The sequence below is a fragment of the Kitasatospora sp. NPDC001225 genome, assembly GCF_053597855.1.
Genome location: NZ_JBSFJC010000020.1, coordinates 1 through 25,738, shown reverse-complemented (window position 1 = coordinate 25,738; position 25,738 = coordinate 1). Strand labels below are relative to the sequence as shown.

The 25,738-nt window shown below is 74.5% G+C and carries 26 protein-coding genes and 2 pseudogenes; 10 read left to right on the top strand and 18 right to left on the bottom strand.

Features of this window, described 5'->3' with window-relative positions:
* The first annotated feature begins 298 nt into the window (after positions 1-298).
* The 4 genes from ACWDCZ_RS09595 (at position 299) to ACWDCZ_RS09580 (ending at position 4,290) form a co-directional block, all read left to right on the top strand.
* Complete coding sequence (locus ACWDCZ_RS09595; RefSeq protein ID WP_117490770.1) at positions 299-1,087, top strand: universal stress protein; 789 nt, start codon at positions 299-301, stop codon at positions 1,085-1,087.
* Positions 1,088-1,247: 160 nt separating this feature from the next.
* Positions 1,248-2,468, top strand: coding sequence for a M48 family metallopeptidase (locus tag ACWDCZ_RS09590; protein ID WP_449815636.1), 1,221 nt, complete (start codon positions 1,248-1,250; stop codon positions 2,466-2,468).
* A gap of 30 nt (positions 2,469-2,498) precedes the next feature.
* Positions 2,499-2,921, top strand: coding sequence for a MarR family winged helix-turn-helix transcriptional regulator (locus ACWDCZ_RS09585; RefSeq protein ID WP_049651037.1), 423 nt, complete (start codon positions 2,499-2,501; stop codon positions 2,919-2,921).
* A 232-nt stretch (positions 2,922-3,153) separates the two neighbouring features.
* Positions 3,154-4,290, top strand: a complete 1,137-nt coding sequence (locus ACWDCZ_RS09580; RefSeq protein WP_449815658.1) for a PP2C family protein-serine/threonine phosphatase — start codon at positions 3,154-3,156, stop codon at positions 4,288-4,290.
* A 441-nt stretch (positions 4,291-4,731) separates the two neighbouring features.
* On the opposite strand, the gene ACWDCZ_RS09575 is transcribed toward ACWDCZ_RS09580, so the two are convergent.
* Together ACWDCZ_RS09575 and ACWDCZ_RS09570 are read right to left on the bottom strand one after the other, a co-directional pair.
* Entirely contained in the window at positions 4,732-5,505 is a 774-nt protein-coding gene (locus ACWDCZ_RS09575; protein ID WP_449815635.1) for a GNAT family N-acetyltransferase, read from the bottom strand.
* Positions 5,506-5,728: 223 nt separating this feature from the next.
* A pseudogene (locus ACWDCZ_RS09570) lies at positions 5,729-6,091 on the bottom strand (MerR family transcriptional regulator); the annotation flags it as partial.
* Positions 6,092-6,221: 130 nt separating this feature from the next.
* Between ACWDCZ_RS09570 and ACWDCZ_RS09565 the strand changes: the two are divergent.
* Positions 6,222-7,151: an NAD(P)-dependent oxidoreductase gene (locus tag ACWDCZ_RS09565; protein ID WP_449815634.1), complete on the top strand. Its 930-nt coding sequence runs from the start codon at positions 6,222-6,224 to the stop codon at positions 7,149-7,151.
* A gap of 80 nt (positions 7,152-7,231) precedes the next feature.
* Here the strand turns inward: ACWDCZ_RS09565 and ACWDCZ_RS09560 are convergent, their stop codons facing one another.
* The 3 genes from ACWDCZ_RS09560 to ACWDCZ_RS09550 all read right to left on the bottom strand — a co-directional run bounded on the left by ACWDCZ_RS09560 (position 7,232) and on the right by ACWDCZ_RS09550 (position 10,116).
* Complete coding sequence (locus ACWDCZ_RS09560; RefSeq protein WP_049651041.1) at positions 7,232-8,020, bottom strand: SDR family NAD(P)-dependent oxidoreductase; 789 nt, start codon at positions 8,018-8,020, stop codon at positions 7,232-7,234.
* 206 nt (positions 8,021-8,226) lie between these two features.
* Positions 8,227-8,958, bottom strand: a complete 732-nt coding sequence (locus ACWDCZ_RS09555; RefSeq protein WP_049651042.1) for an MIP family channel protein — start codon at positions 8,956-8,958, stop codon at positions 8,227-8,229.
* Between the two features lie 231 nt (positions 8,959-9,189).
* The gene (locus ACWDCZ_RS09550) at positions 9,190-10,116 is read right to left on the bottom strand and encodes an NADP-dependent oxidoreductase (RefSeq protein ID WP_449815633.1); all 927 of its coding nucleotides are present in this window, start codon (positions 10,114-10,116) and stop codon (positions 9,190-9,192) included.
* A 149-nt stretch (positions 10,117-10,265) separates the two neighbouring features.
* Between ACWDCZ_RS09550 and ACWDCZ_RS09545 the strand changes: the two genes are divergently transcribed.
* Complete coding sequence (locus ACWDCZ_RS09545; protein ID WP_449815632.1) at positions 10,266-11,708, top strand: LuxR C-terminal-related transcriptional regulator; 1,443 nt, start codon at positions 10,266-10,268, stop codon at positions 11,706-11,708.
* A 31-nt stretch (positions 11,709-11,739) separates the two neighbouring features.
* Positions 11,740-12,189: a protein-tyrosine phosphatase family protein gene (locus ACWDCZ_RS09540; protein ID WP_449815631.1), complete on the top strand. Its 450-nt coding sequence runs from the start codon at positions 11,740-11,742 to the stop codon at positions 12,187-12,189.
* A gap of 303 nt (positions 12,190-12,492) precedes the next feature.
* Here ACWDCZ_RS09540 and ACWDCZ_RS09535 read toward each other — a convergent pair whose 3' ends face one another.
* Both ACWDCZ_RS09535 and ACWDCZ_RS09530 read right to left on the bottom strand, forming a co-directional pair.
* Positions 12,493-12,855: a hypothetical protein gene (locus ACWDCZ_RS09535; protein ID WP_117490749.1), complete on the bottom strand. Its 363-nt coding sequence runs from the start codon at positions 12,853-12,855 to the stop codon at positions 12,493-12,495.
* Between the two features lie 335 nt (positions 12,856-13,190).
* Entirely contained in the window at positions 13,191-14,087 is an 897-nt protein-coding gene (locus ACWDCZ_RS09530; RefSeq protein WP_449815630.1) for an NmrA/HSCARG family protein, read from the bottom strand.
* A gap of 68 nt (positions 14,088-14,155) precedes the next feature.
* On the opposite strand from ACWDCZ_RS09530, the gene ACWDCZ_RS09525 reads away from it, so the two are divergent.
* A complete protein-coding gene (locus tag ACWDCZ_RS09525; protein WP_416873152.1) occupies positions 14,156-14,653 on the top strand; it encodes a MarR family winged helix-turn-helix transcriptional regulator in 498 nt (165 codons plus the stop codon).
* A 10-nt stretch (positions 14,654-14,663) separates the two neighbouring features.
* On the opposite strand, the gene ACWDCZ_RS09520 is transcribed toward ACWDCZ_RS09525, so the two are convergent.
* From ACWDCZ_RS09520 to ACWDCZ_RS09470, 11 genes are all read right to left on the bottom strand, one after another.
* Complete coding sequence (locus ACWDCZ_RS09520) at positions 14,664-15,929, bottom strand: outer membrane protein assembly factor BamB family protein (RefSeq protein WP_449815629.1); 1,266 nt, start codon at positions 15,927-15,929, stop codon at positions 14,664-14,666.
* A gap of 81 nt (positions 15,930-16,010) precedes the next feature.
* Entirely contained in the window at positions 16,011-17,009 is a 999-nt protein-coding gene (locus ACWDCZ_RS09515) for an urease accessory protein UreD (protein WP_107418839.1), read from the bottom strand.
* A complete protein-coding gene (ureG, locus tag ACWDCZ_RS09510; protein WP_049651049.1) occupies positions 17,006-17,626 on the bottom strand; it encodes an urease accessory protein UreG in 621 nt (206 codons plus the stop codon). The genes ACWDCZ_RS09515 and ureG overlap by 4 nt, the downstream gene beginning before the upstream one ends.
* A gap of 52 nt (positions 17,627-17,678) precedes the next feature.
* On the bottom strand, positions 17,679-18,413 hold the full coding sequence (locus ACWDCZ_RS09505) for an urease accessory protein UreF (protein ID WP_049651050.1): 735 nt from the start codon (positions 18,411-18,413) through the stop codon (positions 17,679-17,681).
* Positions 18,414-18,448: 35 nt separating this feature from the next.
* On the bottom strand, positions 18,449-20,173 hold the full coding sequence (gene ureC / locus ACWDCZ_RS09500; protein WP_049651051.1) for an urease subunit alpha: 1,725 nt from the start codon (positions 20,171-20,173) through the stop codon (positions 18,449-18,451).
* Positions 20,173-20,610 (bottom strand): urease subunit beta, encoded by a 438-nt coding sequence (locus ACWDCZ_RS09495; RefSeq protein WP_063780133.1) that lies wholly within the window; start codon positions 20,608-20,610, stop codon positions 20,173-20,175. The genes ureC and ACWDCZ_RS09495 overlap by 1 nt, the downstream gene beginning before the upstream one ends.
* Before the next feature lie 23 nt (positions 20,611-20,633).
* Positions 20,634-21,533 carry a sirohydrochlorin chelatase gene (locus ACWDCZ_RS09490; RefSeq protein WP_449815628.1) on the bottom strand — a complete coding sequence of 300 codons (900 nt, stop codon included), beginning with the start codon at positions 21,531-21,533 and terminating at the stop codon, positions 20,634-20,636.
* Between the two features lie 3 nt (positions 21,534-21,536).
* Positions 21,537-21,842 carry an urease subunit gamma gene (locus tag ACWDCZ_RS09485; RefSeq protein WP_117490737.1) on the bottom strand — a complete coding sequence of 102 codons (306 nt, stop codon included), beginning with the start codon at positions 21,840-21,842 and terminating at the stop codon, positions 21,537-21,539.
* Positions 21,843-21,955: 113 nt separating this feature from the next.
* Entirely contained in the window at positions 21,956-22,894 is a 939-nt protein-coding gene (locus ACWDCZ_RS09480) for an urea transporter (RefSeq protein ID WP_387966604.1), read from the bottom strand.
* 264 nt (positions 22,895-23,158) lie between these two features.
* Positions 23,159-23,989 (bottom strand): dienelactone hydrolase family protein, encoded by an 831-nt coding sequence (locus ACWDCZ_RS09475; RefSeq protein WP_449815627.1) that lies wholly within the window; start codon positions 23,987-23,989, stop codon positions 23,159-23,161.
* A gap of 99 nt (positions 23,990-24,088) precedes the next feature.
* Positions 24,089-24,850, bottom strand: a complete 762-nt coding sequence (locus tag ACWDCZ_RS09470) for an alpha/beta fold hydrolase (protein ID WP_416873159.1) — start codon at positions 24,848-24,850, stop codon at positions 24,089-24,091.
* A gap of 122 nt (positions 24,851-24,972) precedes the next feature.
* Between ACWDCZ_RS09470 and ACWDCZ_RS09465 the strand changes: the two genes are divergently transcribed.
* Together ACWDCZ_RS09465 and ACWDCZ_RS09460 are read left to right on the top strand one after the other, a co-directional pair.
* Positions 24,973-25,506 (top strand): SigE family RNA polymerase sigma factor, encoded by a 534-nt coding sequence (locus ACWDCZ_RS09465; protein ID WP_074004160.1) that lies wholly within the window; start codon positions 24,973-24,975, stop codon positions 25,504-25,506.
* Positions 25,507-25,514: 8 nt separating this feature from the next.
* Positions 25,515-25,738: pseudogene (locus ACWDCZ_RS09460) on the top strand (hypothetical protein); the annotation flags it as partial.

Sequence of the window (25,738 nt, the reverse complement as noted above, 5' to 3'; positions counted from 1 at the left end):
TCGGACCCGAGCCCGCAACATTCCGGCCACAAAAGGGCACGGCGCGGCGGCCCCGACCGGGCGCCGACGGCCGCTCCCCGGACGGCGCACCCGGCCCGCCTGGCCGACCCGTCCCAACCGCCCACCCGACCGGGCCACCACGTCCCTGGCGCGGAGGCGGGCGGGGCGCGCAGCGTGGTGTGGAGGGGGCGAGTACGGGGGAAGCGCGTGCGGGGGGAACCCGTGCAGGGGAGCCCGTGCAGGGGAGCGCGCGCGTAGGGGGGCGAGTCCCGCACCGAAGGCCCGGAGGTGTGACGTGATGGGCAGCAATCAGCTCTCCTCCGCGGGTGACGTCTCCCCCGCGGGCGGCGGCCGCGCCTCCCCCGCCCGGGAGCGCCGGATCGTGGTCGGGATCGACGGCTCCCCGCCGTCGAAGGCGGCCCTGCGCTGGGCGGTCGGCCAGGCCGTGCTCACCGGGGCGACGGTGCACGCGGTGGCGGCCTGGGAGTACCCCTCGCTGTACGGGTGGTTCGCGCCGATGGTGGACGACGGCTTCGAACGGATCGCCCGCCGGACGCTGAGCGCCGAGATCAACGAGGTCCTCGGCCCGGACCGCCCGGTGGACGTCCGGGAGAGCCTGGTGCTGGGCCACGCCGCCGAGGTGCTGCTGGAGGCCGCCGAGGGGGCCGACCTGCTGGTGCTGGGCAGTCGCGGCCGGGGCACCTTCGCCCGGACCCTGCTCGGCTCGGTGTCCACCCGGTGCGCGGTGCACGGGGTCTGCCCGGTGGTGATCGTCCGCGCCGACGGGACGGCCTCCCCCGCGGCCACCGCCCTCGGGGTCGAACAGCCGGCGCCCGGGGCCGTGCGCACCAAGGACTGGCAGCTCAGCCTGCACGTGGTCGAGGACGAGGACACCACCCGGGTGCACGCCGTGCTGGACGCCGACGGCAACGTGCTGCACAGCGACACCCGCTCCCGCCGCAACCCGCGCGACGCCCCGGCCCCGGCGGTCGGCGACGAGTTCGCGGTCGGCCGCGCCCTGGTGGACCTCGGCCACCAGCTGCTGCGCGCCGGCGTCCACGGCGCCACCGGGACCACGGAGGAGTGAACAACCCGGCCGGGGGTGGGAACCGGGCCGTGGCGTGAGCGGCGAGCGGCCGGGTACGCCATGCTGAATCACCGCTGAACCGCTGAACCGCCGCACGCCGTACCCCCGTCCCTCCCCGACCCGATCCTCCTCGCCCCGACCGGAAGAGCCGCTCCCCGCCATGGACACCACGCCAGCCTCCGAGGCCCCCACCCCGGAGGCCGCCCCGGACTTCACCCCCGACGAGCGCGCCCGGGGCCGGGCACTGCGCCGCGCCCAGCTGCCGTGGGCGCTGGGCGGGCGGCTGGCGGGCCTGGCGCTCACCCTGCTGCTCGGCCTCACCCCGGCCGGCGCCGCCGTGGTGACCGCCGTCGGCGGCTGGTTCGGCGGCTCCCGGACGGCCGGGGTGCTGGCCGGAGCGGCAGCCCTGGTGCTGCTCGGCCAGGCGCTGCAGCTGCCGTTCGGCGCCGGGGCGCGGACCGTCCGGGCCCGGTACGGGCTGGTGACCCAGGGCTGGGCCGGGTGGGCGCTGGACGCCGTACGCGGCCTCGCGCTCACCCTCGTCCTCGTCCTCCCGCTCGCGCTCGGGCTGTTCGCGCTGACCGCCTGGTCGCCGCAGCGCTGGTGGCTGCCGGGGGCGGGCGCGGCGGCGCTGCTGACGGTGGCGCTCTCCTTCCTCCATCCGCTGCTGATCGAGCCGGTGTTCAACCGCTTCTCCCCGATGCCCCCGGGGGAGCTGCGCACCGCGCTGCTGGCACTGGCCGAGCGGGACGGCGTCCGGGTGCGGGACGTCCTAGTCGCGGACGCCTCCCGCCGCACCACCGCGCTCAACGCGTACGTCTCCGGGTTCGGGGCGACCCGCCGGATCGTCGCGTACGACACCCTGCTGACCACCGCCGAGCCGCGCGAGGTGGAGCTGGTGGTCGCGCACGAGCTGGGCCATGTCAAGCACCGGGACGTGCCGGTGGGTACCGCACTGGGCGCGGTCGGTGCGGCCGTCGCGGTGGCCGTCCTCGGCCTGCTCGCCACCTGGCGGCCGCTGCTGGACGCCGCCGGGGCGACGGACGCGGCGGACCCCCGGGCGCTGCCGCTGCTGGCGGCACTGGCGGCGCTGCTGGGCGTGCTGTCGGGGCCGGCGCAGTGTGCGGTGAGCCGTCGGATAGAGGCCAGGGCGGACCGGCACGCGCTCGAACTGGCCGGGGACGTCGAGCAGTTCGTGGCGATGCAGCGCAGACTGGCCGTGGCGAACGTCTCCGATGTCGACCCGCCGAGGGTGCTTGAGCTACTGTTCGCCACTCACCCGAGTGCGACCAGCCGGATCGCCGCCGCCCGCGCCTGGCAGGCCGCACCGGAACGGCGGGCGCCGGAGCGGGGCGCGATCCCGGGCACATCTGTTGTATAGTGCAACAAATATCGAGGAGATAGGAACGCCGTGCCCGGCCGCCAGTCGTCCATCGAGACCATCCAGCGCGAGCTGACCGCCTTCGCCCGCCGCGCCCGGCACAAGGCCTCCCAGCTGCACCCCGACCTCTCGCTGGTCACCTACAGCATCCTCGACCTGATCACCGAGCGCGGCGGCTGCCGGGCCGCCGACGTGGCCGCGTACTTCATGCTCGACAAGTCCACCGTCAGCCGCCAGGTCACCGCCCTGGAGAAGCTCGGCCTGCTGGCCCGCGAGACCGACCCGGACGACCAGCGCGGCCAGATCCTGCGCGCCACCGAGGCGGGGCTCACCCTGCTGCGGGACGCCAACGAGCAGCGCAGGCTCTCCTTCACCGCGCGCTTCACCGACTGGTCCGACGAGGACGTCGCCCGCTTCGCCGACTACCTGGCCCGCTACGGCCAGGAGGGCTGACCGGGCACCGCAGGGGAGCGGGCGGAGCCCTACCGGGAGGCGTGAGCCGAGCGCCGGCGGGGAGCAGGAACCGAACGCTGCCGGGGAGTGAGCCCGGCCGCTCCGGGTGCGCCCCGGCACCCCCACGGTGTACAGAGGAGGAGTGCCCCTCCGGCAGCGTCCCGATGCGCCGCACCCGCCGCCCGCGCCGCATCCCCCCGACCGCCGCCGCGCCTGGCGGCCCGACCGCCGGGTGCTGACGGCGCTCACGCTCGCGCTGATCGTGCTGATCACCGTCGTCGACATCGTCTCCCCGCCGGACGTCCACCTCGGCCCGCTGCTGATCGTCGCCCCCGCCCTCACCGCCTCCTTCGCCGGCCCCCGGGCCACCGCCGGGGTCGCCGCGCTCGCGTTCGCCGCGCTGACCGTCATCGGCGCCGTCCGGGACGGCCTGACCAGCGCGAACATCGAGACCCAGCTCAGCGCGCAGCTGATCGTCTCGGCGCTGATCGTCGGCCTGCGGGTGCTGCGCGAACGGCACGAGCGCGAACTGGCCCGGGTGCGCTCGGTGTCCGAGGCCGCCCAGCGGGTGCTGCTGCGCCCGCTGCCGGAGCGGATCGGACCGCTGCACCTGGCCTCCGTCTACCTGGCCGCCGAGGCCGAGGCGCAGGTCGGCGGCGACCTGTACGCGGCCGCCCGCACCGCCACCGGCACCCGGCTGCTGGTCGGCGACGTGCGCGGCAAGGGCCTCTCCTCGCTCGGCGACGCGGCCCTGCTGCTCGGCGCCTTCCGCGCCGCCGCCCACCTGCACGCCGAACTGCCCGACCTGGCCGCCTACCTGGACGGCAGCGTCAGCTGGGACCTCGCCCAGCTCGCCGAACAGTCCCGGCGGGACCGGTGGGAGCGGCGCGAGCGGCAGGCGCTCTCCGCACTGCCCTTCCCCGCGCCCGAGGACCCCCCGGAGGAGAGCGGCGACTCCGGCGAGTCGTTCATCACCGCCGTACTGCTCGACATCCCCGACGACGGCTCCCCGGTGCGCCTGATCGACTGCGGCCACCCTCCCCCGCTGCTGCTGCACCCCGACGGCATCACCGCCCTCGCCGCCCGCCAACCCTCCCCGCCGCTGGGCCTCGGCGAGCTCGCGCCGACGCGGTACGAGACGGAGACCTTCCCGTTCCGGCCCGGCGACCGGCTGCTGATCTACACCGACGGCGTGATCGAGGCCCGCGACGCCCAGCGGCGCTTCTACCCGCTCACCGAACGCGTCACCGCCTGGCGTGCCGAACACCCCGCCGCCCTGCTCCACCACCTGCGCCGCGACCTGCTCGCCCACGTCGGCGGCCGACTGAACGACGACGCGGCCATGGTCGTGGTCGAGCGGCTGCCGTGAGGGCGGCCGACGAGCGCCCCGTGACGAGCGTCCTCGGAACGACGGCAGGCAGCCCTGTCGGATTGCCTTCTCCCGGCCCTCGTCGGGCCGGCCGCGGTGCCTCGGGCACGGCTCCCGGCCTGATCGCCTCCGGGCGTGTACGAGGCCGAGGCCGAAGCCGAAGCCCAGGCCGAGGAGGGCGGGCACGGCAGCCGTCGCGGCGAGGGCGCGCGGGTGGCGGAGGTCGAACATGCCGGGGCTCCTTCCCGGGGCCCGGACGGCCCCGCTCGTGGTGCCCCAACGATGACCCCGGCCACCCCTCCCGCACATGTACCGAACGGCACATCCTGAGCAGCGGCACCCCCACGTCCCCCTGCCGATCGGCAGGGGCACACCGGCCGCGTCCACACGGTGGAAAGGAATCTCCCCACCCGTACCCGTACCCGCGGCCCCCGGCAGGCCCTACGGCCGGCGGACGTACGGGGTCGTCGTGCTCACCCAGGCGAAGCCGAGGCGCTGCAGGATCGGCCGGCTCTGGTCGCTCGCGTCGACCTGGAGGTACTCGTAGCCGAGCTCGGCCGCGAGGCGGGCGCGGTGGGCAATGAGGGCGCGGTAGATGCCCCGGCCGCGCCAGTCGGGTGCGGTGCCGCCGCCCCAGAGGCCGGCGAACCCGGTACCCGGGATCAGCTCCATCCTGGCGCCGCTGACCGGGCGGTCGCCGGCCATCGCGACGACCATGCTGACCGTCCCGACGCCGTGTCGCAGGTGGTCGAGCAGCCGCTCGCGCAGACGGGGGTTCTCGGCGCCGAAGGCCTGTGTGTGGGCGTCCATCAGCAGGTCCACCCCGGCCGGGTCGGTCACCGGGAGCAGCCGGACGCCCTCGGGCAGGGCGGCCTCGGCGGGCAGGTCCGCGATCCGGGCGAGCATCAGCGCCTCGTCCGGCTCCGGGGTGAAACCGGCCGCCAGCAGGCGGGCGCCGAGGTCGGCGGGGCGGTCGTGGGAGTAGGCCTTCCACTCGAACTCCAGCCCCAGTCCGGCGAAGTGGCGCACCTGCGCGGCGATCGCCGCGTCCGCCCCGGCCTCGTCCAGCCCGGACCAGAGCACGCCGTTCCAGCTGTGCTCCGAGCCCACCTGCCGGACCACCGCACCGTCGCGCTCGACGCGGCAGCCGGGGTCGGGCGGCGTGTTGCGCCGGATCCGGTCGTCGAACAGGGCAAGCATGTCGTCATGATCCATCCGCTCACTCCAGCACGGTCCGCGAGCGCGCACCATCGAGTTTCCGCGCCACCGGCTGCGGGCGGCGCCCCCCGGTCGGCTCCGGGCGGCGCTCCCCGTCCTGCCGCGGGCGACGGCCCCCGGCCTGCTCACGCTCCCCGTCCTGCCGCGGGCGACGGCCACCGGTCTGCTCACGCTCCCCGGCCGACCGGCGGTCCGCCGCCCGGAGCCGGCCGGACCGGATCGCCTCGCTCGGCGCCTCCGCGCCCATGATGGCGTCCAACAGGCCGCGCGCTTCGGCGAGTTCGTCCATCTGCCGGGTGATCCGGGCGCGCTCCCGGGCCAGACCGTCGAGCAGTTCGGGGCAGGTCGGGCCGGGAGGGCGCTGCCCCGGGCCCGGCAGGCCGTGGAGGATCTCGGCGATCACGGCGCTGTTGAGGCCGGCCGCGAGCAGGGTGCGGATCCCGCGGACGGTGTCGACGTCCGGCTCTCCGTACTCTCGGTAGCCGCTGGGGCGGCGCTCGGGCGTGAGCAGCCCCTGCTCCTCGTAGTAGCGCAGCGCGCGCGGGGTGGCCCCGGTGCGCCGGGCGAGCTCTCCGATCCGCATCGCGGACACCTCCTCGACGGACCGTCCACCGCGGGTCGCCACCGAGGCTCTCCACCGAAGCCCCCGTGACGTTCCGCCGTGCCCCTCCGCCTTGACTCTGCCGTCGGCGTGAAGGTCTAGCGTAACCGCCATGCCGAACGAACGATCTTCCTCAACCTCCCCTGCCCGCTCCGCCGTTGCCGTGCTGGGCCTGGGTCCGATGGGCCGGGCGCTGGCCGGGGCGCTGTTGGCCGCCGGCCATCCGGTCACCGTGTGGAACCGCACGCCGGGCCGGGACGCCGAACCGCTCGCCCTCGGCGCGCGGTCGGCCGCGAGCCCCGCCGAGGCGGTGACGGGCTCCACCGAAGGAGCCACGGGCCCCGCCGAGGCCGGCGCCCCGCTCGTCCTGCTCTGCGTCCGCGACCAGTCGGCCGCCCGTGCCGTACTGGAGGCCGCCGGGGCGGCACTGCGCGGCCGGACCGTCGTCAACGCCACCTCGATCGCGCCGGGCGACGCGCGGGCGAACGCCGCCGACGCCGAGGCCCGGGGCTACCGCCTCCTGAACGCCGCGGTCCTCACCCCCACCCCGACCATCGGCCACCCGGAGGGCACCGTCCTGCTGAGCGGCGACGCCGAGGCCTTCGCCGCCCACGAGGCGACGCTGCGGGCGCTGGGCACCGTACGCCACGTGGGCGCGGACCCGGGCCGGGCGGCGGCCTTCGACGCGGCCCTGCTCGACCTGTTCTGGACCACCGTGCACGGCTTCCTGCACGCCCTCGCGCTGGCCCGCACCGAGGGCATCAGCGGCGCCGAACTCGCGCCGTACGCCCAGGGGTTGCCGCGCCTGCTGCCGCCGCTGATCGACCGCCTCGCGCAGCGCGCGGACGACCGCCGGCATCCGGGCGACCACAGCAGCCTCGCCTCCGCCGAGGCCGGGCTGGCGCACGTCGCGCACACCGCCCGGGCGCGCGGCCTGGACACCTCCGTCCTGGACGCGGCGCTCGCCGTCACCCGGCGGGCGGTCGGGGCCGGGCACGGGTCGGACGGGGTGTCCGCCCTGGTCGACCTGCTCGCCGGATAGCCGGGCAGCCGGGCAGCCAGGTAACCGGACAACCGAGCAGCCGGGAACCGGGCAGCCGGACACCCCGCCGACCGGGCCCGCTACTGCGCCAGGTACCCGCCGTCCACCGGCAGCACGACCCCGGTGACGAAGGACGCGTCGTCGGAGGCGAGGAAGAGGACGGCCGCCGCGACCTCGGCCGGGTCGCCGAGCCGCCCCATCGGGTGCAGCTTCTCGATCGCCCCGAGGTACTCGGTGCCGCCGGGCTCGTCGTACAGCCGGGCGACCCGCTCGGTGGTGATGGTGCCGGGGGCGACGGCGTTGACCCGGATGCCGCGGTCGGCCCATTCGACGGCGAGGTGCTTGGTCAGGCCGGAGGCGACGAACTTGGCGGGCCCGTACACCGCCTGGCCGCGCTGGCCGGCCTCGCCGGAGATGGAGGAGAGGCAGACGATCGAGCCGCCGGGCCGGTCCTGCGCGGTCATCGCCTCGATCGCGTACTTGCAGGTGAGGAACATGCCGCGGCCGTCCACCGCCATCACGTGGTCCCAGTCCTCGGCGGTGGCCTCGGTGATCTCCATCAGCGGGATGATCCCGGCGTTGGCCACCAGCACGTCCAACCGCCCGTGCCGCTCGACGGCGGCGGCCACCAGCCGGCGCGCGTCCTCGTCCCGGGCCACGTCGCCGACCACCGTGCTGACGGCGTCCGGGAACCGCTCGGCCAGCCGGTCCAGCCCGGCCTCGTCCACGTCGAAGGCGACCACCGACGCGCCCTCCCGGACGAAGCGTTCGGCGACGGCCCGTCCGATACCGCTGGCCGCGCCCGTCACCGCACAGGAGCGGCCGGCCAGCCGCCCGCCCGCGGGGCTCCCCGCGTTCTCAGTCACCATGGCGCGACTCTACCCAGCGGGCGGCCACGCGTCGGGTGCCTTCGACCGGTCCGCCGGATCCGGCCGGTCGGCGGCTCAAAAGCGGCCCGGAGCGGGACCGGGGGGCGGAGCGGAGAGAAGCAGGAGCCGGCAGAAGGCCACCGACGACAACGGCGGCCGGGACCGTCGGTACGGTCCCGGCCGCCGCGCCGGCTCGACGGCGGGTACTACACCCGCGCGTCCGTCGCCAGGGCCTCCGCCACCGGAAGGTTGGGCTGCGGGTGGGTCAGCAGGTGCACGCCCGCCGCCAGCGCGCCGCCGACCAGCGGGGCGAGCAGGAACAGCCACAGCTGCGACAGCGCGTCGCCGCCCGCGAACAGCGCCGGGCCGAGGCTGCGCGCCGGGTTGACCGAGGTGCCGGTGAGCGGGATGCCGACCAGGTGGACGACCACCAGCGCGAGGCCGATCGGCAGCCCGTCGAAGCCGACCGCGGCCAGCCGGTGGGTGACCGCCAGGACGACGTACACCAGCAGGAAGGTGAGGATGACCTCGGTCAGGAACGCGCCGCCGGCGTTGATGTGCATCTGGGAGCGCTCGCCCCAGCCGTTGGTGCCGAGCTTGCCGTGGGTCTCGAGCCCCGGTATCTGCTTCGCCAGCAGCAGGACGAGCCCCGCACCCGCGATGCCGCCGAGCAGCTGCGCCACCCAGTACGACACCGCCGTGCGCCCGTCGATCCGGCGGGCCAGCAGGAAGCCGAGCGTCACCGCCGGGTTGACGTGGCAGCCGGAGATCGGGCCGAGCGCGTACGCGAGCGCCAGCAGCACGAAGCCGAACGCGAACGCGATGCCCACCGGACCGATCGCCACCCCCGCGAGCACCGCCGCACCCACTGCCAGCAGCACCAGCAGCAGGGTCCCGAGGAACTCGCCGATCACCGCCCGCCTGTCCGTTCCACCCATGCGCCTGGTCCTCCTGACCGTCAGGGCAGGCGGTCCGGTGCCGCCCACGTCCGGCCAACCCTGGTCGACCGTTCGAGGGACCGCATGTCGGCCGGACGGCGTAGCGCCGTGTTTACGGCGCGTCCGCCTGCCGAATTACTCCGAACGGATGAAACCGTACGGAAATGGCGCAGCCAATGCAAAACGGAAGCAAAACGGGCAGACAGGGACAGGGCGGGCGCCGTGTGCCTGTCAGACCGTCAGCACGATCTTGCCGCGCAGGTGCCCGCCCTCACTGACCCGCTGCGCCTCGGCCGCCTCCGCCAGCGGGAACACCCGTTGCAGCGGCAGCCGCAGGGTGCCCGCCTCGTGCAGGGCCAGCGCGGCCGCGTAGGCGCTCGTGTAGTAGGGCTCGACGCCCTCGGCGCCACCGGTGAACCGGACGCCGTGCTCCTGCGCGCCCTGGATGTCGGCGATCGTCAGCACCCGGTCCGCGCCGCCCACCAGCTCGATCGACAGCGGCAGCACCCCGCGCCCGGCCGCGTCCAGCACCCGGTCCACCCCGCCCGGGGCGGCGGCCCGCACCCGCTCGGCCAGGCCCTCGCCGTACGTCACCGGGATCGCGCCGAGCTCGCGCAGGTGGTCGTGGTTCGACTCGCTCGCAGTGCCGACCACGGTGATCCCGCGGGCCCGGGCGAACTGGAGCAGCACGGTGCCCACCCCGCCGGCCGCACCGTGCACCAGCAGGGTCTCGCCGGGCCGCACACCCAGGACGGCGAGGGCGCGCTCGGACGTCTCGGCCGCCGTCGGGATCGCGGCGGCCTCCGCCCAGCCCAGGGTGGCGGGCTTGTGGGCCAGCATCGCCGCGTCCACCAGCGCCCGCTCCGCGTAGCCGCCGCCCATCAGGGCGCCGAACACCTCGTCGCCGGGGGCGAAGCCGCTCACCTCGGCGCCGACGGCCTCCACCACACCGGACACCTCGAAGCCCGGAACGTAGGGGAAGGAGACCGGGAAGAACCCGGCCAGCTCGCCGGTGCGCAGCTTGTGGTCCAGCGGGTTGACGCCCACCGCGCGGACCGCGACCCGCACCTGGCCGGGGCCCGGGGCGGGCAGTTCGATGTCGATCGGGCGCAGCACGTCCGCGCCGCCGAACTCGGGGAAGGCGATCGCCTTGGTCATGGGAAGGTCCTTCGGTTCCAGGGGAGTTGTTGCCTCCGACGTCTTCCATCCTGCGACCGGGGCAACGGCGGCCCAGCCAGTCCTTCGGCCGGTTCGACCTGTCCGAACGGCCAGGCGGGCCCGGCGGCGCCCGAACTAGGCTGGACCGCATGGACACCACTGAGCCGCCCGGAACCGCCACGGGCACGGGCGGGACGGGCACGCGCACGCGCACGGACGGGGCGGGCACGGGCGATCCGCGCGCGGACGTGACGCACACGGACGGGACCTGGCGCGACCGCTGGGGCCGCCCCGAGGACGCGCTCGCACGGGCCGTCGAGGTGCTGCGCGCTCCCCGGCCGGACCTCCTGCTGCGCCTGTCCGACGTGCTCGGCACCCTCGTCCCGCACACGGCGCTCGCGCAGCTCAGCGGCGTCTGCACGTTCAACCCCTCCCACAGCTACGGCCCGCCCGAACTCACCGCCGCCATCAGCACGCTGGACCTGTCCCGGCTGGCCGAACAGGCGGCCGCGACCACCTCCGCCGGCCGCCCCTGGCAGGGCGAGGCCGAACTCGCCGGACAGTCCCGGCCGGTCGTCGTCGTCACGACCACACCGGGCAACGACAGCGGCGCCGTCCTCGTCCTCGTCCGGGCGGGCACCGAACCGGTCGCCCCCGGGGCACTCGCCGTCCTGCAACAGCTGTGGGACCTGGTCATCGCCCACTCCGACCACCGCGCCACCGACGCCGCCCCCACCCAGACCGCCGCCTCCCGCGCCTCCGCCAACGCCCGCGCCCGCGCCATCGCCGAGTTCACCGGCACCCACAGCGCCGCGCTCACCGCGATCCTGGCCCCACTCCGCTCGACCGGCCTGGACGACGCCACCGCCCGCCGCAACGCCACCGAACTGGCCGTCACCGCCCTGCTCGACCTGCGCCAGGGCGCCGAACTCGACCGCACCCTCAGCGAGGAACCCGCCGACGCCGCCTTCGCCCGACTCGTGCGCGAACTGCGCCCGCTGCTGCGGCACACCCGGGTCCACCTCGACGTCGCACCCCCGCCGGAAGCCGACCGCTCCGTCCCGGCGGACGCCGCCCACACCGCCCGCGACGCCGTCCGGGTGGCCGTCCTGCTGATGCTGGAACAGGAGAAGCCGACCCGGCTGCACGTCAGCTGGCAGCTCACCGCCGACGGCCAACTGCGCGCCGTCGTACGCGGCGACGGCCTCGGCCTGCTCACCCCCGACGCCCTCACCGTCCACCGCACCGCCGACCGCATCACCGCCCTCGGCGGACGCCACGGCGTCGAAGCCGTCCCCGGCTGGGGCACCACCGTGACCGTCGACCTCCCGCTCGCCCTGCCCGAACCCGTCCTCGCCACCGACCCCCTCGACGGCCTCCAACCGCGCGAACTCGAGGTCCTCGACCAGCTCGCGCGGGGCCGCCGCAACCGGGACATCGCGGCGGCGCTCCACATCAGCGAGTCGACGGTGAAGTTCCACGTCGCCAACATCCTCGCCAAACTCGACGTCTCCTCCCGCGGCGAAGCCGCCGCCCTGGCCCACCGCGCCGGTCTGCCCCGCGGCCCGGTCGGACTGCACGCGGCATCCTGAACACCCCTCCCCCACCTGAGGAATGGCCGACATGACCGACCCCACCACCCCGGGCCCGACCACCTGGGACCCGACCACCCCCGGGCTCCTGCGCCTGCCCTCCGGCCGCCTCCTGCGCGGCCGCGGCCTCAGCAAGCCCCTGCCGCCCGGCCCCCGACCCGACTTCGGCCTCTACCTGTTGGGCCGCCCGCCGCACGTCGACTGGCCCAGCCGCTGGGTACGCTGGCCCGACTTCCGCCTCCCCACCGACCGCACGGACGCCACCGACGCCTTCCGCGAAGCCTGGGAACGCTCCGCCACCCAACGCGTCGAACTCGCCTGCGCCGGCGGCCGGGGCCGCACAGGCACCGCACTCGCCTGCATCGCCGTCCTGGACGGCGTCCCGGCCGCCGAGGCAGTGGCGTACGTGCGGGAGCACTACAGCCGGCACGCCGTCGAAACACCGTGGCAGCGCAAGTTCGTGGAGCGGCTGGCCCAGTGACGTGAGTCAGAGATTCGGTGGTCAATGAGATCACCGGAACGGCCGCGGGCAGTCCCCCTGGAACGACCGTGCGGCGAATACCCGAACCGGGCGACGGAGGACGTGCTCTCCGTCCTCGGCGGGCCTCGCGGTGAGCCGGTGGTCCTGGTCGGCGACCCGGGGCGGGGAAGTCCGCCGTCGCCCGTCACCTCCTGCTTTCCCTGCCCCAGGACGGCGCGGCCCCCTCTCCGGACGTGAACGCGTCATGTCGGCCGGATCGTGGCGACGTCCTGGCCCAAGGCTGCCGGGGCCGACCACGCGGGCTCACGAGGGCGGCCGCAGCCACCGGATCGCCGCGATCAGATTCACCTCGATCTCATCGCTCCAGGAACAGACCTCCAGCCACGACAAGTAGCCGCCTTGCGTGAAGACCAGGACCTCACCGGGGCAGTCGCCGGTTTCCGTGTAGAGCTGCACAGCGGCAGCCACGACAGTGCCGGTGCCGGTCGGGGCGGGCTCCACCTTGTCGATGTCGAGCTCGAAATAAGCGGTGCCGCAGCCGCATGTGCAGCGGGATCGCACGCTGAGGTGTGGAACCTGCTTTCGGAGCACAACGTGAACCGGCTCATCCGTGCTCAGGATGAGCTCAAGTGCGTCGGCCACGTCGTCGGGCAGGCTCTCAGTCATGGCGCCACCGTAGCTGACCAGCAGTTTTGGGCATCAATGGATTTCGGTCCGCCGCCGGTGGGACGGCCGAGGCGCTCATGTGTCCAGGTTCGGGTCCGTGCTCGCAAGGCAGCCGTCGACAGCCTCAGGCCGATACCGCAGCGTCTTCGGCTTCCGCGTGACCGCGCGGGCGATCCGGCCGAGGTCGGCAGCGGCGGCGAGGTTATCGATGTCGCGTGCGACCAGGGATCAGATCTTCAACACGTCCTGGCGGACGCCCTTGGTATCGAGGTCCGCGAGGCCGCCCGGGACGGGCTCGGAGCCGTCGCGTACCTCACTGCCGGTGCCTGAAGCCCTCACAGGTCCCAGGTGCGGGCCGCCGCCCAGGTTTCCAGGGGTTGCCAGTCGATGGTGGGGTGTTCGGCGTGCAGGGCGGCGGTGTCGATGGTGAGGCCGGGGTTCTGGAAGTAGCGGAACATCGTGGCGAGGTCCTCGGAGTGGGCCGCCACGACCGAGAGCGGCACCTGTTCGAAGCGGATGGGGCGGCCGCTGGCGGCGCTGATCGCGGCGGCGATCTGCTCGCCGGTGCGCCACTGGGAGGCGATGTCGATGCGGCGGCCCGCGTAGGCGTCAGGCCTGGCCAGGACGTGGGCGGCGAAGGCACCGATGGTGTCGGCGGCGATCACGGGGAGTGGGACGCCGGGGGGCATGGGGAGGTGGAAGACGCCGTCGCGGAGGGACTGGAGGGTCCAGTCGTTGGCGTAGTTCTCCATGAAGGCGGCCGGGCCGAGGACGGTCCAGGGCAGGCCGAGGCCGGCCAGGTGCTGTTCGATGCGGTGTTTGCTGTCGAAGTGCGGGATGCCGGTGGAGCGGTCGGCGTTCGTGGCCGAGGTGAAGACGACGTGCCGGACGCTTCCGACTGCCCGGGCGGCGTCCAGCAGGGCGGTGGCCTGGCGGACTTCGACACCGAGGTCGGTGCCGAACGGGGTGGACATCGCGAACAGTGCTCCGGTGCCGTCGAGGGCGGTGGCGAGCGAGGTCGGGTCGTCGAAGTCGGCGCGGGCCGGTTCGGCGCCGAGTGCGGCGAGCTGGGTGGCGGCGGGCGAGCCGGGGTTCCGGGTGAGGGCGCGGACGGGGCGGCCGGCGCGGAGGAGGGCGCGGGCGGTGGCGCCGCCCTGGGCGCCGGTGGCGCCGGTGACGGCGACGGGGAGGAGGCGGGCACGGGGGGCTGCGGACTCAGTTATCTGCGTCATGCAGGCAACATAGGGAAAGGTCTCTGCGCGGCGCAAACAATTATCGGGCAGCCGGTTACCCTTCCCCCATGACGACGACCCGCGACGAACTGATGGCCCGACTGTGGCCGGTCTCGCGCCGCTACCTGGCCTCGTACGTGCTGTTCAACCAGGCCGTCGCCGACCACCTGGGCATGCACCCGACCGACGTCCAGTGCCTCAACCTGCTCACCCTGGAGGACGGGCCGGTCACCACCGGCCGGATCGCCGAGCTCACCGGGCTGACCAGCGGCTCGGCCACCCGGCTGGTCGACCGGCTGGAGAAGGCCGGGCTGGTCGCCCGGCAGCGCGACCAGGCCGACCGCCGCCGGGTGCTGGTCGCGGTCCTCCCCGAGGCGCTGGAGCGCTTCGGGGAGGTGTGGCGCGAGCTGTCCACCGACTGGGCGGCCGTCTTCGCCGAGGACAGCGAGGCCGAACTCGCCTTCCTCCTGCGGCACATGAACCGCACCGTCGAGCTCAGTCACCGCCAGGTCGCCCGCCTGGCGGCCATGGAACCGGGCGAGCCGGGCGGGACGGGCCGCTCCTGAACCCGCCCGGTCAGGCCTCCGGCGGCGCCGGCAGGGCGCCCAGCGCGAGAACGCCGCCCGGGCCGCCCTGGTAGACGGTCCCACCGGCGGCGGCCAGCGAGATCCGGCCGACCTCCTCCGAATCGTCCTGCCAGCGCATCCCGCCCGTCGACGGGTCGAACGCCCACAGCCGGCCGTCCCCCGACCAGGCGTAGACGCCGTCCTCGGTGGCGACCATGGCCGGGGTCCCGCCCTTCCGACCGGCGAAGGTGTTGGCCTTCCAGACCCAGTCACCGGTCGTCGTGTCCAACCCGAACAGACGGTCCCCGCCGCCCATGTAGACGGTCCGACCGGCGGCCGACAGAGGGCAGCTCAGCTCCCCGTGCTGGACGGACGCCCAGAGCTGCGCGCCGGTCGCCGGGTCCAGTGCGGCGACGATCGTGGAGGCCATCGTCTCCGGGGGCGAGGAGACCAGCAGGGCGTCCCGGTGGACGGTCAGTGGGCCGCTGACGACGAGGTCGCGCTCCCAGAGGCGCTCACCGGTGCGGGCGTCCAGCGCCAGGAGCCCCCTCGGCCTCCCCGCCGTGTACACGGTGCCGCCGTCGAGGGCCAGAGCGGCCGAGACGCCCGCCGGGCCGGTCCAGCGCGGCTCGCCGGTGGCCAGGTCGTAGCAGCGCACCGAACTTCCGTACACCGCGAACACGCTGCCGCCGCCGACGGCGGGGCCTTGCCGCCACCCGCCCTCGGACCAGTCCGGCAGGGCGGCCTCCCAGCGCTGCTCTCCCGACGCCGCGTCCAGGACCCGCAGACGGGTGTCGGTGGCCACGCACACCACGCCGTCCCCGGCGGCCGACGGCCAGCCGCCCGGGGCAGCGGCGGCGTCGGGTGTGCTGACCGTACGGCTCCAGCGGACTTCGCCGGTACGCGGGTCGAGGGCGCGCACGCAGCCGTCGAAGCCGGAGGCGTAGAGGCCCTGTCGGCGGTCGGCGGACAGCACGAGCCGCCCGCTCGCGGCGGTCGTCCGCCAGAGTCGCGGGCCGTGGGAGCTCTTTCGGCGGGCCCACTCGTTGACACCGGCGGCGGCCGCGAGGGCGCCCAGGGCGGCGGCGCCCGTCAGCAGCCGCCGGCGGTTGACCCGGCGCCGGGCCGGTGGCGTCGGCACACTGTCCGGCACTGCATCGCGCACGTCATCCGGCACCGCATCGCGCGCCTCGTCCGGCGCCGTCTCGCGCGCCTCGTCCGGCACCTTCTTGCCCACCTCGTCCGGCACGGCGTCCCGTCTCGCATCGTCGTTCACGCCAGACAGGACCGCGCACCCGGCCCCGGGGTTGCGCCGGATCCGGAAGAAGATCACGACCGGCTGCGCCGGCCGACGGCCCTACGTCTTCCGCAGCTCCGGCGCCGGCACCCCGATCAGCAGCCGCCGGACCGCGTCCCAGGCCGCGCGCAGGGCGGCGGCGCAGGCCCGGGTGTCGGAGCCGAGCAGCCGCAGCCAGGCACCGCTGTCCTGCGGCAGCACGCTGACCCCGTAGAGCAGTTCGCCGTACTCCTGGCCGCAGCCGGCCACCGCCTCGTGCAGGACGTCCGCGATCCGCGCCGCCGGGGCGAGCGGGCTGAGGACGTACAGGCTGGACATCACGTCGTGCCCGGCCAGCACCGCCGGCCCGGTGACCCCGGCACCCCTGCCACCCCCTCCGCCTCCGCCTCCACCCGGCGAGGGCTCCAGCCGCACGGTGTCCAGTGCCACCAATTCACCACCTGGGCGCCGCACTTCGAGGTCCGAGGCGAACACCCGGTAGGCGTTGCGCTCGCCCCGGGCGAGGCGGCCGGCCAGGACGGTCTCGCCCGCCAGTACGGTCGCGTCCGGGTCGACGGTGAGGACGGTCCGCTGGTAGAGGCGCGAGTCGACGAAGGGGATCACCGGCTCGGGCAGGTACTCGACGTAGGCGCGCGGCCCGGCCGTCAGGTTGACCAGTTGCGTCGCGTAGTCGTGCTCCATCCGGTAGACCTTGGTGGCGGCCTGGGTGGTCAGGTGGACCGCCGTGTCGGCGCCGCAGTGCAGGTCGGTGCGGAGCCGGTCGGCCTGGAGGATGCCGCCGCCGGTGGACATCAGGAAGGTGACGGCGAGGTCGGGGCGGGCCGGGTCGAAGTAGAGCGGGCGCATGATCTGCAGCGGCGACTTCTGGTAGTGGCCGGTGAGTTCGGTGCGTCCGCCGACCCGCTCGAAGGCCAGCTCCAGCAGCCCGACCTTGCCGGGACGTCCGACCGCGAGGGTGTCGGGCGTCCCGGCGTGGCGGCGGACCTCGTACGGGACACGGGCCGGCTCGTAGTGCCGGGGGTCGAGCCGGGGCACCGCCGCAGCCGGGGAGGCTGTCACGCCGGGACCTTGCGGAAGGTCTCCAGGAAGGTCGCGATCTCCTCCAGCCCCTCCCCCGTCAGGCAGTTGGTGAGCACCACCGGTCCGCCCTCGCGCACCCGGTGGGCGTCGGACTCCATCACCCCGAGGTCGGCGCGGACGTACTGGGCGATGTCGATCTTGTTGATGACCAGCAGGTCCGACTCGGTGATGCCCGGGCCGCGCTTGCGGGGCATCTTCTCGCCCTCGGCGGTGTCGAGGACGAAGAGGAAGAGGTCGACCAGCACCGGGCTGAAGGTCAGCGTGAGGTTGTCGCCGCCGGACTCGTACAGCAGGGTGTCGACGTCCGGGAAGCGTTCCAGCATCTCGGCGCCGGCCGCGAGGTTCATCGTCGGGTCGTCCCGTACGGCGGTGTGCGGGCAGGCGCCGGTCTCCACGCCGACGACCCGCTCGGGGTCCAGCATCCCGGCCAGGGTGCGCCGCACGTGCTGGGCGTCCTCCTGGGTGTAGATGTCGTTGGTGATGACCGCCGGGCGGTGGCCGCGGGCGATCAGCACCGGGACGAGCGCCTCGATCAGCGCCGTCTTGCCGGAGCCCACCGGTCCGCCGATGCCCACGCGGAGCACGTTCTCGGTCAACTCTCCTCCTTCTGTCGGTCGTTCTTCTGTGGCGCACGTTCGCATCGGGCGGTCAGCTCATGAACAGCCGGGCCTCCGCCCGCTCGTGCCGCCCGGACATGGCGTCCGCGACCGGCACGCAGCCGCCGAGGTCCGCCAAGTCCCGTTCCAGGGCGGCGGATACGACCTCCCGGATCACCGGGGAGGCCGCCCGCAGCACCACCTGCGCCTTGCGGTGGTCGGTCAGCCGGAGCCTCAGCGCCGCACCGACGAAGCTGGTGCAGAACGCGAACAGGTCGCTGGTGACGGCCTGTTGGACCGGGACGCCGGCCGAGGCGTACGCCACCCCGGCCGCCACCGCCTGGCAGCCGGGGGCCCGCTTCTCCGCGACCAGCGCGGCGTACCGCTCCAGCGGCTCGCCGCCCACCGACTCCCGGGCGATGTCCAGGAGTTGGCGACCGGTCCGGGTGGCGGCCAGGCGCAGCTCGCGGTTGAGCCTGGTGGCGTGCAGCCGCTGGTCGGTCTCGGCGAGCAGCTCCCAGTCGCCCGCCGTGGCCGCCCGGTGGGCCAGGACCAGGGCCGTGGCGTCGGACGGCCCGACGCCGTGCCGCAGCAGGTCGGCGAGCAGCCCGGGCAGGGTGTCCGGGGTGACGGCCTTGGCCTGGGCGTAGCCCTCCAGCCCGTGCGAGAGGGTGTAGAAGCCGCTGGGGAAGGCCGAGTCGGTCAGCTGGAGGCAGACCAGCAGGGCATCCAGGCCGTCCAGGCCGTCCGGATCCCCCAGGCCGTCCACAGCGTCCAGGCCGCCCATGGCATCCAGGCCCGGCCGCGTCTCGGTGACGGGGCTCACGCGAGGTAGAACAGGTGGTTGAGCGGCAGCTCGCGGGCCGGTTCGATGGTGGCGGGCTCGCCGTCCAGGGTGACCTTGTACGTCTCCGGGTCGACCGCGATCTTCGGCAGCGCGTCGTTGCGCACCATGTGCTGCTTGCCGACCGTACGGCAGCGCCGCACCGGCAGCACCCGGCTCTCCAGGCCGAGTTGGGCCGGAACCCCGAGGTCGACGGCGGCCTGCGACATGAAGGACACCCGGGTGGCCTGCTTCGCCCGCCCGTACTGGCCGAACATCGGGCGGTAGTAGACCGGTTGGGGGGTGGGCAGCGAGGCGTTCGGGTCGCCCATCAGCGCCCAGTTGATCACGCCGCCCTTGATGACCATCTTCGGCTTGGCGGCGAAGGAGTTGATCGGCCAGAGCACGATGTCGGCGAGCTTGCCGGGCTCCAGCGAGCCGATGTGGTCGGCGGTGCCGGAGGCGACGGCGGGGTTGATGGTGAGCTTGGCGAGGTAGCGCAGGACGCGGGCGTTGTCGTTGCGCTCGCTGTCGCCGGCCAGCTTGCCGCGCTGCTCCTTGCAGTGGTGGGCGGTCTGGAAGGCCCGGGTGAAGGACTCGCCGATCCGGCCCATCGCCTGCGAGTCGGAGGAGAAGATCGAGATGACGCCCTCGTCGTGCAGCACGGTCTCGGCGGCGATGGTCTCGGCGCGGACCCGGGAGTCGGCGAAGGAGACGTCCTCGGGGATGTTGTGGCTGAGGTGGTGGCAGACCATCACCATGTCCAGCAGCTCGTCCACCGAGTTGACGGTGTAGGGCAGCGTCGGGTTGGTGGAGGACGGCAGCACGTTGGGCTCGCCGGCGATCCGCATGATGTCGGGGGCGTGGCCGCCGCCCGCGCCCTCGGTGTGGAAGGTGTGGATGGTGCGGCCGTCGATCGCGGACAGGGTGTCCTCGAAGTAGCCGGACTCGTTGAGGGTGTCGGTGTGGATGGCCACCTGCACGTCGTACTCGTCGGCGACGCTCAGCGCGCTGTCGATAGCAGCCGGAGTGCTGCCCCAGTCCTCGTGCACCTTGAGGCCGCACACGCCCGCCTCGACCTGCTCGCGCAGCGCGCCGGGCAGCGAGCCGTTGCCCTTGCCCAGCAGGCCGACGTTGACCGGCAGGTCCTCGACGGCCTGGTACATCCGGTGGATGTTCCACGGGCCGGGGGTGCAGGTGGTGCCGTTGGTGCCGTCGGACGGGCCGGTGCCGCCGCCGATCAGGGTGGTGATGCCGTTGCTCAGCGCCTCCTGCACCTGCTGCGGGGCGATGAAGTGGATGTGGGTGTCGATGCCGCCGGCGGTGGCGATCAGGTGCTCGCCGGAGATCACCTCGGTGCCGGGGCCGATCACCAGCCGCGGGTGCACGCCGCTCTGGGTGTGCGGGTTGCCCGCCTTGCCGACCGCGACGATGAGGCCGTCCTTGACGCCGATGTCGCCCTTGACCACGCCGAGCACCGCGTCCATGACGACCACGTTGGTGATGACCAGGTCGAGGGCGCCCTGGAGGGAGGTCGCGGCCGGGTCCTGGGCCATCCCGTCGCGGATGCCCTTGCCGCCGCCGTAGACGGCCTCGTCGCCGTAGTGGCCCTGGTTGAAGTCCTGTTCGACCTCGACCAGGAGGTTGGTGTCGGCGAGGTGGAAGCGGTCGCCGACGGTGGGGCCGAAGAGGTCGGTGTACTGCCTGCGGGAGAGGATGGCCATCAGCGGTCGCCTTCCGGGTGGGTCTCCGTGTGGAAGTCCCGGGGCCGGTCTTCCTTGTGGTCGAGGTTGGTGCCCTTGAAGCCGAGGGCGATGGCCCGGTCGACGGCGCGGGCGCGGGTGGCGGGGGCGGTGATGCCGCCGTCCACGAGGTTGGCGAAGCCGACCAGGCGGCGGTGGCCGCCGAACTCGGCGAGCGTGACGTCCTTGGTGTCGCCCGGCTCGAACCGGACGGCGGTGCCGGCCGGGATGTCCAGGTGTTTGCCGAAGGCGGCGTTGCGGTCGAAGTCGAGGGCGCGGTTGGCCTCGAAGAAGTGGTAGTGGGATCCGACCTGGATCGCCCGGTCACCGGTGTTGCTGACCGTGACGGTGGCCTTGGCGCGGCCGGCGTTGATCTCCACCGGGTCGTCGCCGTACAGGTACGCGGCGCCACCAGACATGGCTGGCCTTCCTCTCTGCCGGGTCAGTGGGGGGTGTGTGCGGGTTCGTGGGTGTGGCTGGGGTGGTGCGGGTGGTGCGGGTGGTGCGGGTGGTGCGGGTGGTGCGGGTGGTGCGGGTGGGCCGCGTGGCCGTGCTGGTGCCCGCCCGGCCCGTGGCTGTGACCGTGGCTCTGCTCCCCCGGCCCGTGGCTGTGCGCGTAGCCGTGCCCGTGCTCGGCGTCGAGGCCGGCCAGGATGCCGTCCTCCCCGTGCCCGAGCAGGTGCAGCGCCGCCGCCGTCCGGGCCGCGACCACCCCGGCGACGGCGGACGGCCGCAGCAGCGGGCCGCCGTCCCGTACGCCGGGCAGCGCGGTGCGCAGGGCCGGCCCGAAGGAGGCCGGAACGGCCGTCACCTCGCGGGCGCCGAGCAGCCGGCAGCGTTCGGCGCCCTCGGCCGGGTCCGGGTCGCCGCCGTCGAAGGCGACCTCGACCCACCGGTGCCGCCCGTACTGGCGGGCGAGGCGGGCGATCCGGAACAGTTCGGCGTCCTCGAAGGGGCCGGCCGCCGGGGCGGTGACCAGCACCGCGCCGTCGGGGGCGGGGCCGGCGGCGGCGCGCAGCCAGCCGATCAGGTGGTCGGCGGCGCCGAAGGGCGCGGTCAGGGCGAGCCGTCCGCGGCCCTCCCCGGCGGCCAGCCAGCGCAGCGCCCGGGCGGTGTCGGCGACGAGCTTCGGGTCGCGGCCGAGCGTCATCGGTACGACGCACACCGGCCCGTCGCCCGCTGCGGCGAGCGCGGACCGGACGGCCTCGGTGAGCGGACGGCCCGCGGGGGCCGCGGCGTGCACGGTGGACTCGCGGGCCGCCAGCGCCGCGAGGTCCCGGCCGCCGTCGCTCTCGTGGCCGCCGGCCAGCACCACGGCGGCGGCGGCATGGGACCGGGTCATCACTCAGGCACCCACCGGGTCGTGGCAGGAGACCAGCTTGGTCCCGTCCACGAACGCCGCCTCGACCTGGAGCAGCGGGAGCATCTCGCGCACGCCCGGCATGACGTCCTCGCCGCCGACGACCTGCTTGCCGATCTCCATGCACTCGGCGACGGTGCGGCCGTCCCGGGCGCCCTCCATGATCGCCTCGCTGATCAGCGCGCAGGCCTCGCTGTAGTTCAGCTTGACGCCGCGGTCCCGGCGTTTGCGGGCCAGATCGGCGACGACGTAGATGTACAGCTTGTCGATCTCACGCGGCGAGAGATTCACGGGTATCACTCTTCCTTTCCGAGAATCCGATGGAATGCAGAAAGATGCTCAACGGGCTTCGGTGAGCCCGGGGTTCTCGACATCAGATGAATTCGGCTGCGTCGGACGCGGAATCAAGTCCGGCGCAGGCGCGGGACGGCCGGCACTGCCGCCAGGAACAGCAGTGTGGTCAGTACGAACGGCCAGGTGAAGGCGTGACCGCCGAAGGGCGCGGAGGCCGCGCCGAGCGCCGGCGTGAGCACGGTCGCGCCGGCCGCACCGACCAGGGCGTACGCCGCGCTCCAGGCGTCGGGCGCCAGGAACACCCCGCACAGCGCGAGGGCGACCAGGACGCCGCTGTACCCGAGCAGGCCCTGTCCGACCGCCTCGCCGGGGGCGCCGAACACCCAGGCCGTGAGCAGCCCGGTGGCGCTCCCCGCGCAGGCCATCAGGCCCGCGAGCCGGCTCGCCGCGAACAGCCCGGCCAGGAACAGCAGTCCGACGTACCACTGCGGCATGAAGAAGATCTGACCGATGTTCGCGAAGAAGCCGTGCCAGAGCTGGTCCCAGCTCAGCCCGGTCGGCCCGTCGGCCGGGACGGGCAGCGCGGCGGGTGCGCCCGCGCCCTGCCACAGTCGCCGGAAGCCGGGGGCGGCCGCCGTGACGGCCGTCGCGACCAGGCAGAACGGCGCGGTCAGCGCGGGCAGCCGCCAGGTGGCGAGCAGCGCCCCGAGCCCCGCCGTGACCACCACGGCGACGGCGGACCCGAGGGCCGCCACCGCGACCGTCGCCGGGTGCCCGGCACCCAGGAAGACGGCGCAACTCAGCGCCACCAGGCAGCCGTTGTACCCGTGCAACCCCGCCCCGACGGTCTCCCGGTCGAGCCCGAGCCCGTACGCGACGGCGGTGGAGACGGCACTGCCGAGCAGTCCGTAGAGGCCGTACCGCCAGTCGGCGGCGAACAGTGCGGCCACGAAGAAGAGTCCGCAGACGACGGACGGCATGAAATCGACCTGCGCGACGCCGCGCAGGACCTCCGCGACCACCCTGGCGGATATCGGACGAGTCGCCACCGAGGCGCTCTCCCCACCCTGTTGCAAACCCATGCTGCGCACCAATTTTCCGGTACGGCCGGCCTGCCTGAATGTCGGCCCCGGCGATTCCTCCGGAACCGTACTCCTATGGTTTGCGAAGTCCAGGGGGTACGGGGTGTTATGCCAAATCCACGAAGGGTGACCATCGGGCCGCTGAGCTGCAACAATCTGTTGAAGTCACGGCCCGTCGGGTTCGTTGCAGGGAGAAATCCTTTGCGAAGTTTTACTGACGGTTGGCATCGGCTATGCCGGGGCCGCGCTCACTCCCGCCCGGATCAGATGCCGCGCCAGGAACCGTTCCGACGACTCCAGTTCGGGCTCCGGCACCTCCAGGTGGCCCCCGGGGTTGGCGTGCAGCGTCTTCTCCCGCGAACCCAGCGCGCCGAACAGCGCCAGCGCCCCCTCGCGCGGGACCAGCGCGTCGTCCCACTGGAGGAGGAACTCCACCGGCACGCCGACCCGCCCCGCCGCCTCCGTCTGCGACGCGTGCCCCGTCAGCCCGAACACCGCGACGGCGACGCGCGGTTCGGCCGCCGCCAGCGGGATGCCGATCGCGCTCCCCAGCGACAACCCCCAGTACCCGACCGGCCCGAGGCCCTCCGCGTGTCCGGGGTCCTCCACCCGACCGGGGCGCTCCGTCTGTCCGGGGCCCTCAGCCCGACCGGGGCGCTCCGCCTCACCGCTCAGCGCGTCCAGCACCGCCACCCACTCCGGCACCGCCCGCTCCGCGAGCGCCGCCGTGTGCCGCGCCACCCAGGCGCTGACCGGCCGGCCCGCCGCGATCAACTCCCCGATCTCGGTGGCGAACCGCTCGTCCTGGGCGCTGCGCGTCCGCTCCCCGTGCCCCGGCGCGTCCAGCGCCACCGCCGCGAACCCGTGCCGCCGCACGAACCGCCGGGCCCGGTCCACCAGTCCCGGACCCAGCTTGTGCTGGCCACCGCCGTGCCCCAGCAGCACCAACGGCCGCCCGCCGAGGGGCGATCCGTCCGGCTGCCAGAGCACTCCGGGCGCGCCGTCGAGGGTGAAGTGGCGCTGCGTCACGCCGTCCGCGCTGGATTCCGTGGTGAAGTGCACCCCGTCATCATGGCTCCCGACACACGTTCGGGTCCGGGCTTTCCCTCCACGGGCTGCCCCGCGACGGGCTCACCGCCGTCGCCACCGCACGGCTCGCCGCTACCGCGCGGCCTGGCCGTCCTCGTGGAGGAAGGCGAGCAGCAGGGCGGTGGTGTCGGCCGGGCGCTCCAGGCTGGGGAGGTGGCCGGCCCAGGGGAGCTCCTGGTGGCGGGCGTCGGGGAGGAGGGCGGGGAGGGCGGCGGCGATGTCCCGGAAGTCCGGGAAGTCGTGGGCGCCGGACACGGCCAGGGTGGGGGCGGTGATCCGGCCGAGGTCGACGTCCTCGCGGTCGGAGCCGACCGTCGCCGTCATCTGGACGTCGAAGGCGTGGCGCTGCATCCGGCGGACGTGCGCACGGGTCCGCTCGTCGGCCTCCGGGCCGAGCCAGGACTCGACGTTCAGCTCGACGGCCTCGTCGATCCGCCCGGCCTCGATCAGCTCGTCCTCGCGCCCGCCGAAGGCGCGCAGGGTGTCGCTGGGCTGGTGTCCGGGCATGCCCGCGCCGAGCAGGGCCAGCCTGGTGACCGCCTCGGGGCGCAGCGCGGCCGCCGTCAGGGCGATCCGGCCGCCGTAGGAGGCGCCGACCAGGGCGGCGGTCCCGATGCCCAGGTGGTCGAGCAGGGCCAGGACGTCCCCGGCGTCGCTGTACGGGGCGTCCGCGAGCGGCGTGTCGCCGAAGCCGCGGAAGTCGCAGCGGACCACCCGGTGTCCGGCGTCGACCAGCGGCTGCCACTGCGCGTCCCACATCCGCCGGTCGCACACCGAGGAGTGCAGCAGCACCACGGCGGGCCCGCTGCCCGCTACGTCATGAGAAATGATCATTCGGCGGATCGTAGTGTCCCCGCCGCCGTTCCCCAAGCGATTTGAAGCCGCCGCGGCCGCGGGTAAGCGCTTTCGACCGCCCCCGGGCTCTGGACGGGTGAAGGAGGTGCTCGGAGGTGCTCATGGGAGAAGCGAAAGACGATCGGGACGACGGGTTCCAGGCGTTCATCGTCACGGTCTGGCCGCGCCTGGTACGGACGGCGTACCTGCTGGCCGGCGAGCAGTACGCGGCCGAGGACCTGGTGCAGTCGGCCGCCGAGAAGGCCTGCGCGGCCTGGTCGAAGGTGCGCCGGGCCGACGATCCGTACGCCTATGTGCGGCGGATCCTGGTCAACCAGCACGCCCGCCGCTGGCGCCGCCGGGCGCCGGAGCTGCTGGTGGACGCGGTGCCGGACGCGGCGGGGGTGGAGGACGGCTACGCCCGCTCCGACCAGCGCGGGGCCCTGCTGGCCGCGCTGGCCACCCTGCCGCCGCGCCAGCGCGAGGCGGTGGTGCTGCGGCACTGGGAGGACCTGAGCGACAGCCAGACGGCGGCCGCCATGGGGTGCTCGGTGGGCGCGGTGCGCAGCCACGCGGCGAAGGGCATCGCGCGGCTGCGGCAGGTCACGGCACTGGTGGGACTCAAGGACACGACGCACATCGGAGGAGCGGCATGAGGGGCGGCATGGACCGGGAACCGGACGGGGTGGGCGTGGACGACGGCACGGACCTGTGGGTGGGGCTCGGCCTCGCCGAGGCGGCGGCCGGCGCGCGGATCGGCCCGGCGCCGGTGACGGACATCCTGGCGGGGGGCCGCCGGCTGCGGCACCGCCGCCGTACGGTGGTCGGCGCGGCGGCGCTGGCCGCCGCGGTGGCGCTGACCGGCGGGGCGCTGGCGCAGCTGCGGCC

What these genes read in the sequence shown, in the direction of transcription:
- ACWDCZ_RS09550 (WP_449815633.1), bottom strand. Translation starts at nt 10,116, where the DNA reads ATGACCAAGGCGATCGCCTTCCCCGAGTTCGGCGGCGCGGACGTGCTG.
- ACWDCZ_RS09470 (WP_416873159.1), bottom strand. Translation starts at nt 24,850, where the DNA reads ATGATCATTTCTCATGACGTAGCGGGCAGCGGGCCCGCCGTGGTGCTG.
- ACWDCZ_RS09530 (WP_449815630.1), bottom strand. Translation starts at nt 14,087, where the DNA reads ATGACGCAGATAACTGAGTCCGCAGCCCCCCGTGCCCGCCTCCTCCCC.
- ACWDCZ_RS09560 (WP_049651041.1), bottom strand. Translation starts at nt 8,020, where the DNA reads ATGGTGACTGAGAACGCGGGGAGCCCCGCGGGCGGGCGGCTGGCCGGC.
- ACWDCZ_RS09490 (WP_449815628.1), bottom strand. Translation starts at nt 21,533, where the DNA reads ATGACCCGGTCCCATGCCGCCGCCGCCGTGGTGCTGGCCGGCGGCCAC.
- ACWDCZ_RS09555 (WP_049651042.1), bottom strand. Translation starts at nt 8,958, where the DNA reads ATGGGTGGAACGGACAGGCGGGCGGTGATCGGCGAGTTCCTCGGGACC.
- ACWDCZ_RS09495 (WP_063780133.1), bottom strand. Translation starts at nt 20,610, where the DNA reads ATGTCTGGTGGCGCCGCGTACCTGTACGGCGACGACCCGGTGGAGATC.
- ACWDCZ_RS09535 (WP_117490749.1), bottom strand. Translation starts at nt 12,855, where the DNA reads ATGACTGAGAGCCTGCCCGACGACGTGGCCGACGCACTTGAGCTCATC.
- ACWDCZ_RS09525 (WP_416873152.1), top strand. Translation starts at nt 14,156, where the DNA reads ATGACGACGACCCGCGACGAACTGATGGCCCGACTGTGGCCGGTCTCG.
- ACWDCZ_RS09590 (WP_449815636.1), top strand. Translation starts at nt 1,248, where the DNA reads ATGGACACCACGCCAGCCTCCGAGGCCCCCACCCCGGAGGCCGCCCCG.
- ureC (WP_049651051.1), bottom strand. Translation starts at nt 20,173, where the DNA reads ATGGCCATCCTCTCCCGCAGGCAGTACACCGACCTCTTCGGCCCCACC.
- ACWDCZ_RS09505 (WP_049651050.1), bottom strand. Translation starts at nt 18,413, where the DNA reads ATGGGCGGCCTGGACGCTGTGGACGGCCTGGGGGATCCGGACGGCCTG.
- ACWDCZ_RS09575 (WP_449815635.1), bottom strand. Translation starts at nt 5,505, where the DNA reads ATGGATCATGACGACATGCTTGCCCTGTTCGACGACCGGATCCGGCGC.
- ACWDCZ_RS09595 (WP_117490770.1), top strand. Translation starts at nt 299, where the DNA reads ATGGGCAGCAATCAGCTCTCCTCCGCGGGTGACGTCTCCCCCGCGGGC.
- ACWDCZ_RS09465 (WP_074004160.1), top strand. Translation starts at nt 24,973, where the DNA reads ATGGGAGAAGCGAAAGACGATCGGGACGACGGGTTCCAGGCGTTCATC.
- ACWDCZ_RS09540 (WP_449815631.1), top strand. Translation starts at nt 11,740, where the DNA reads ATGACCGACCCCACCACCCCGGGCCCGACCACCTGGGACCCGACCACC.
- ACWDCZ_RS09545 (WP_449815632.1), top strand. Translation starts at nt 10,266, where the DNA reads ATGGACACCACTGAGCCGCCCGGAACCGCCACGGGCACGGGCGGGACG.
- ACWDCZ_RS09565 (WP_449815634.1), top strand. Translation starts at nt 6,222, where the DNA reads ATGCCGAACGAACGATCTTCCTCAACCTCCCCTGCCCGCTCCGCCGTT.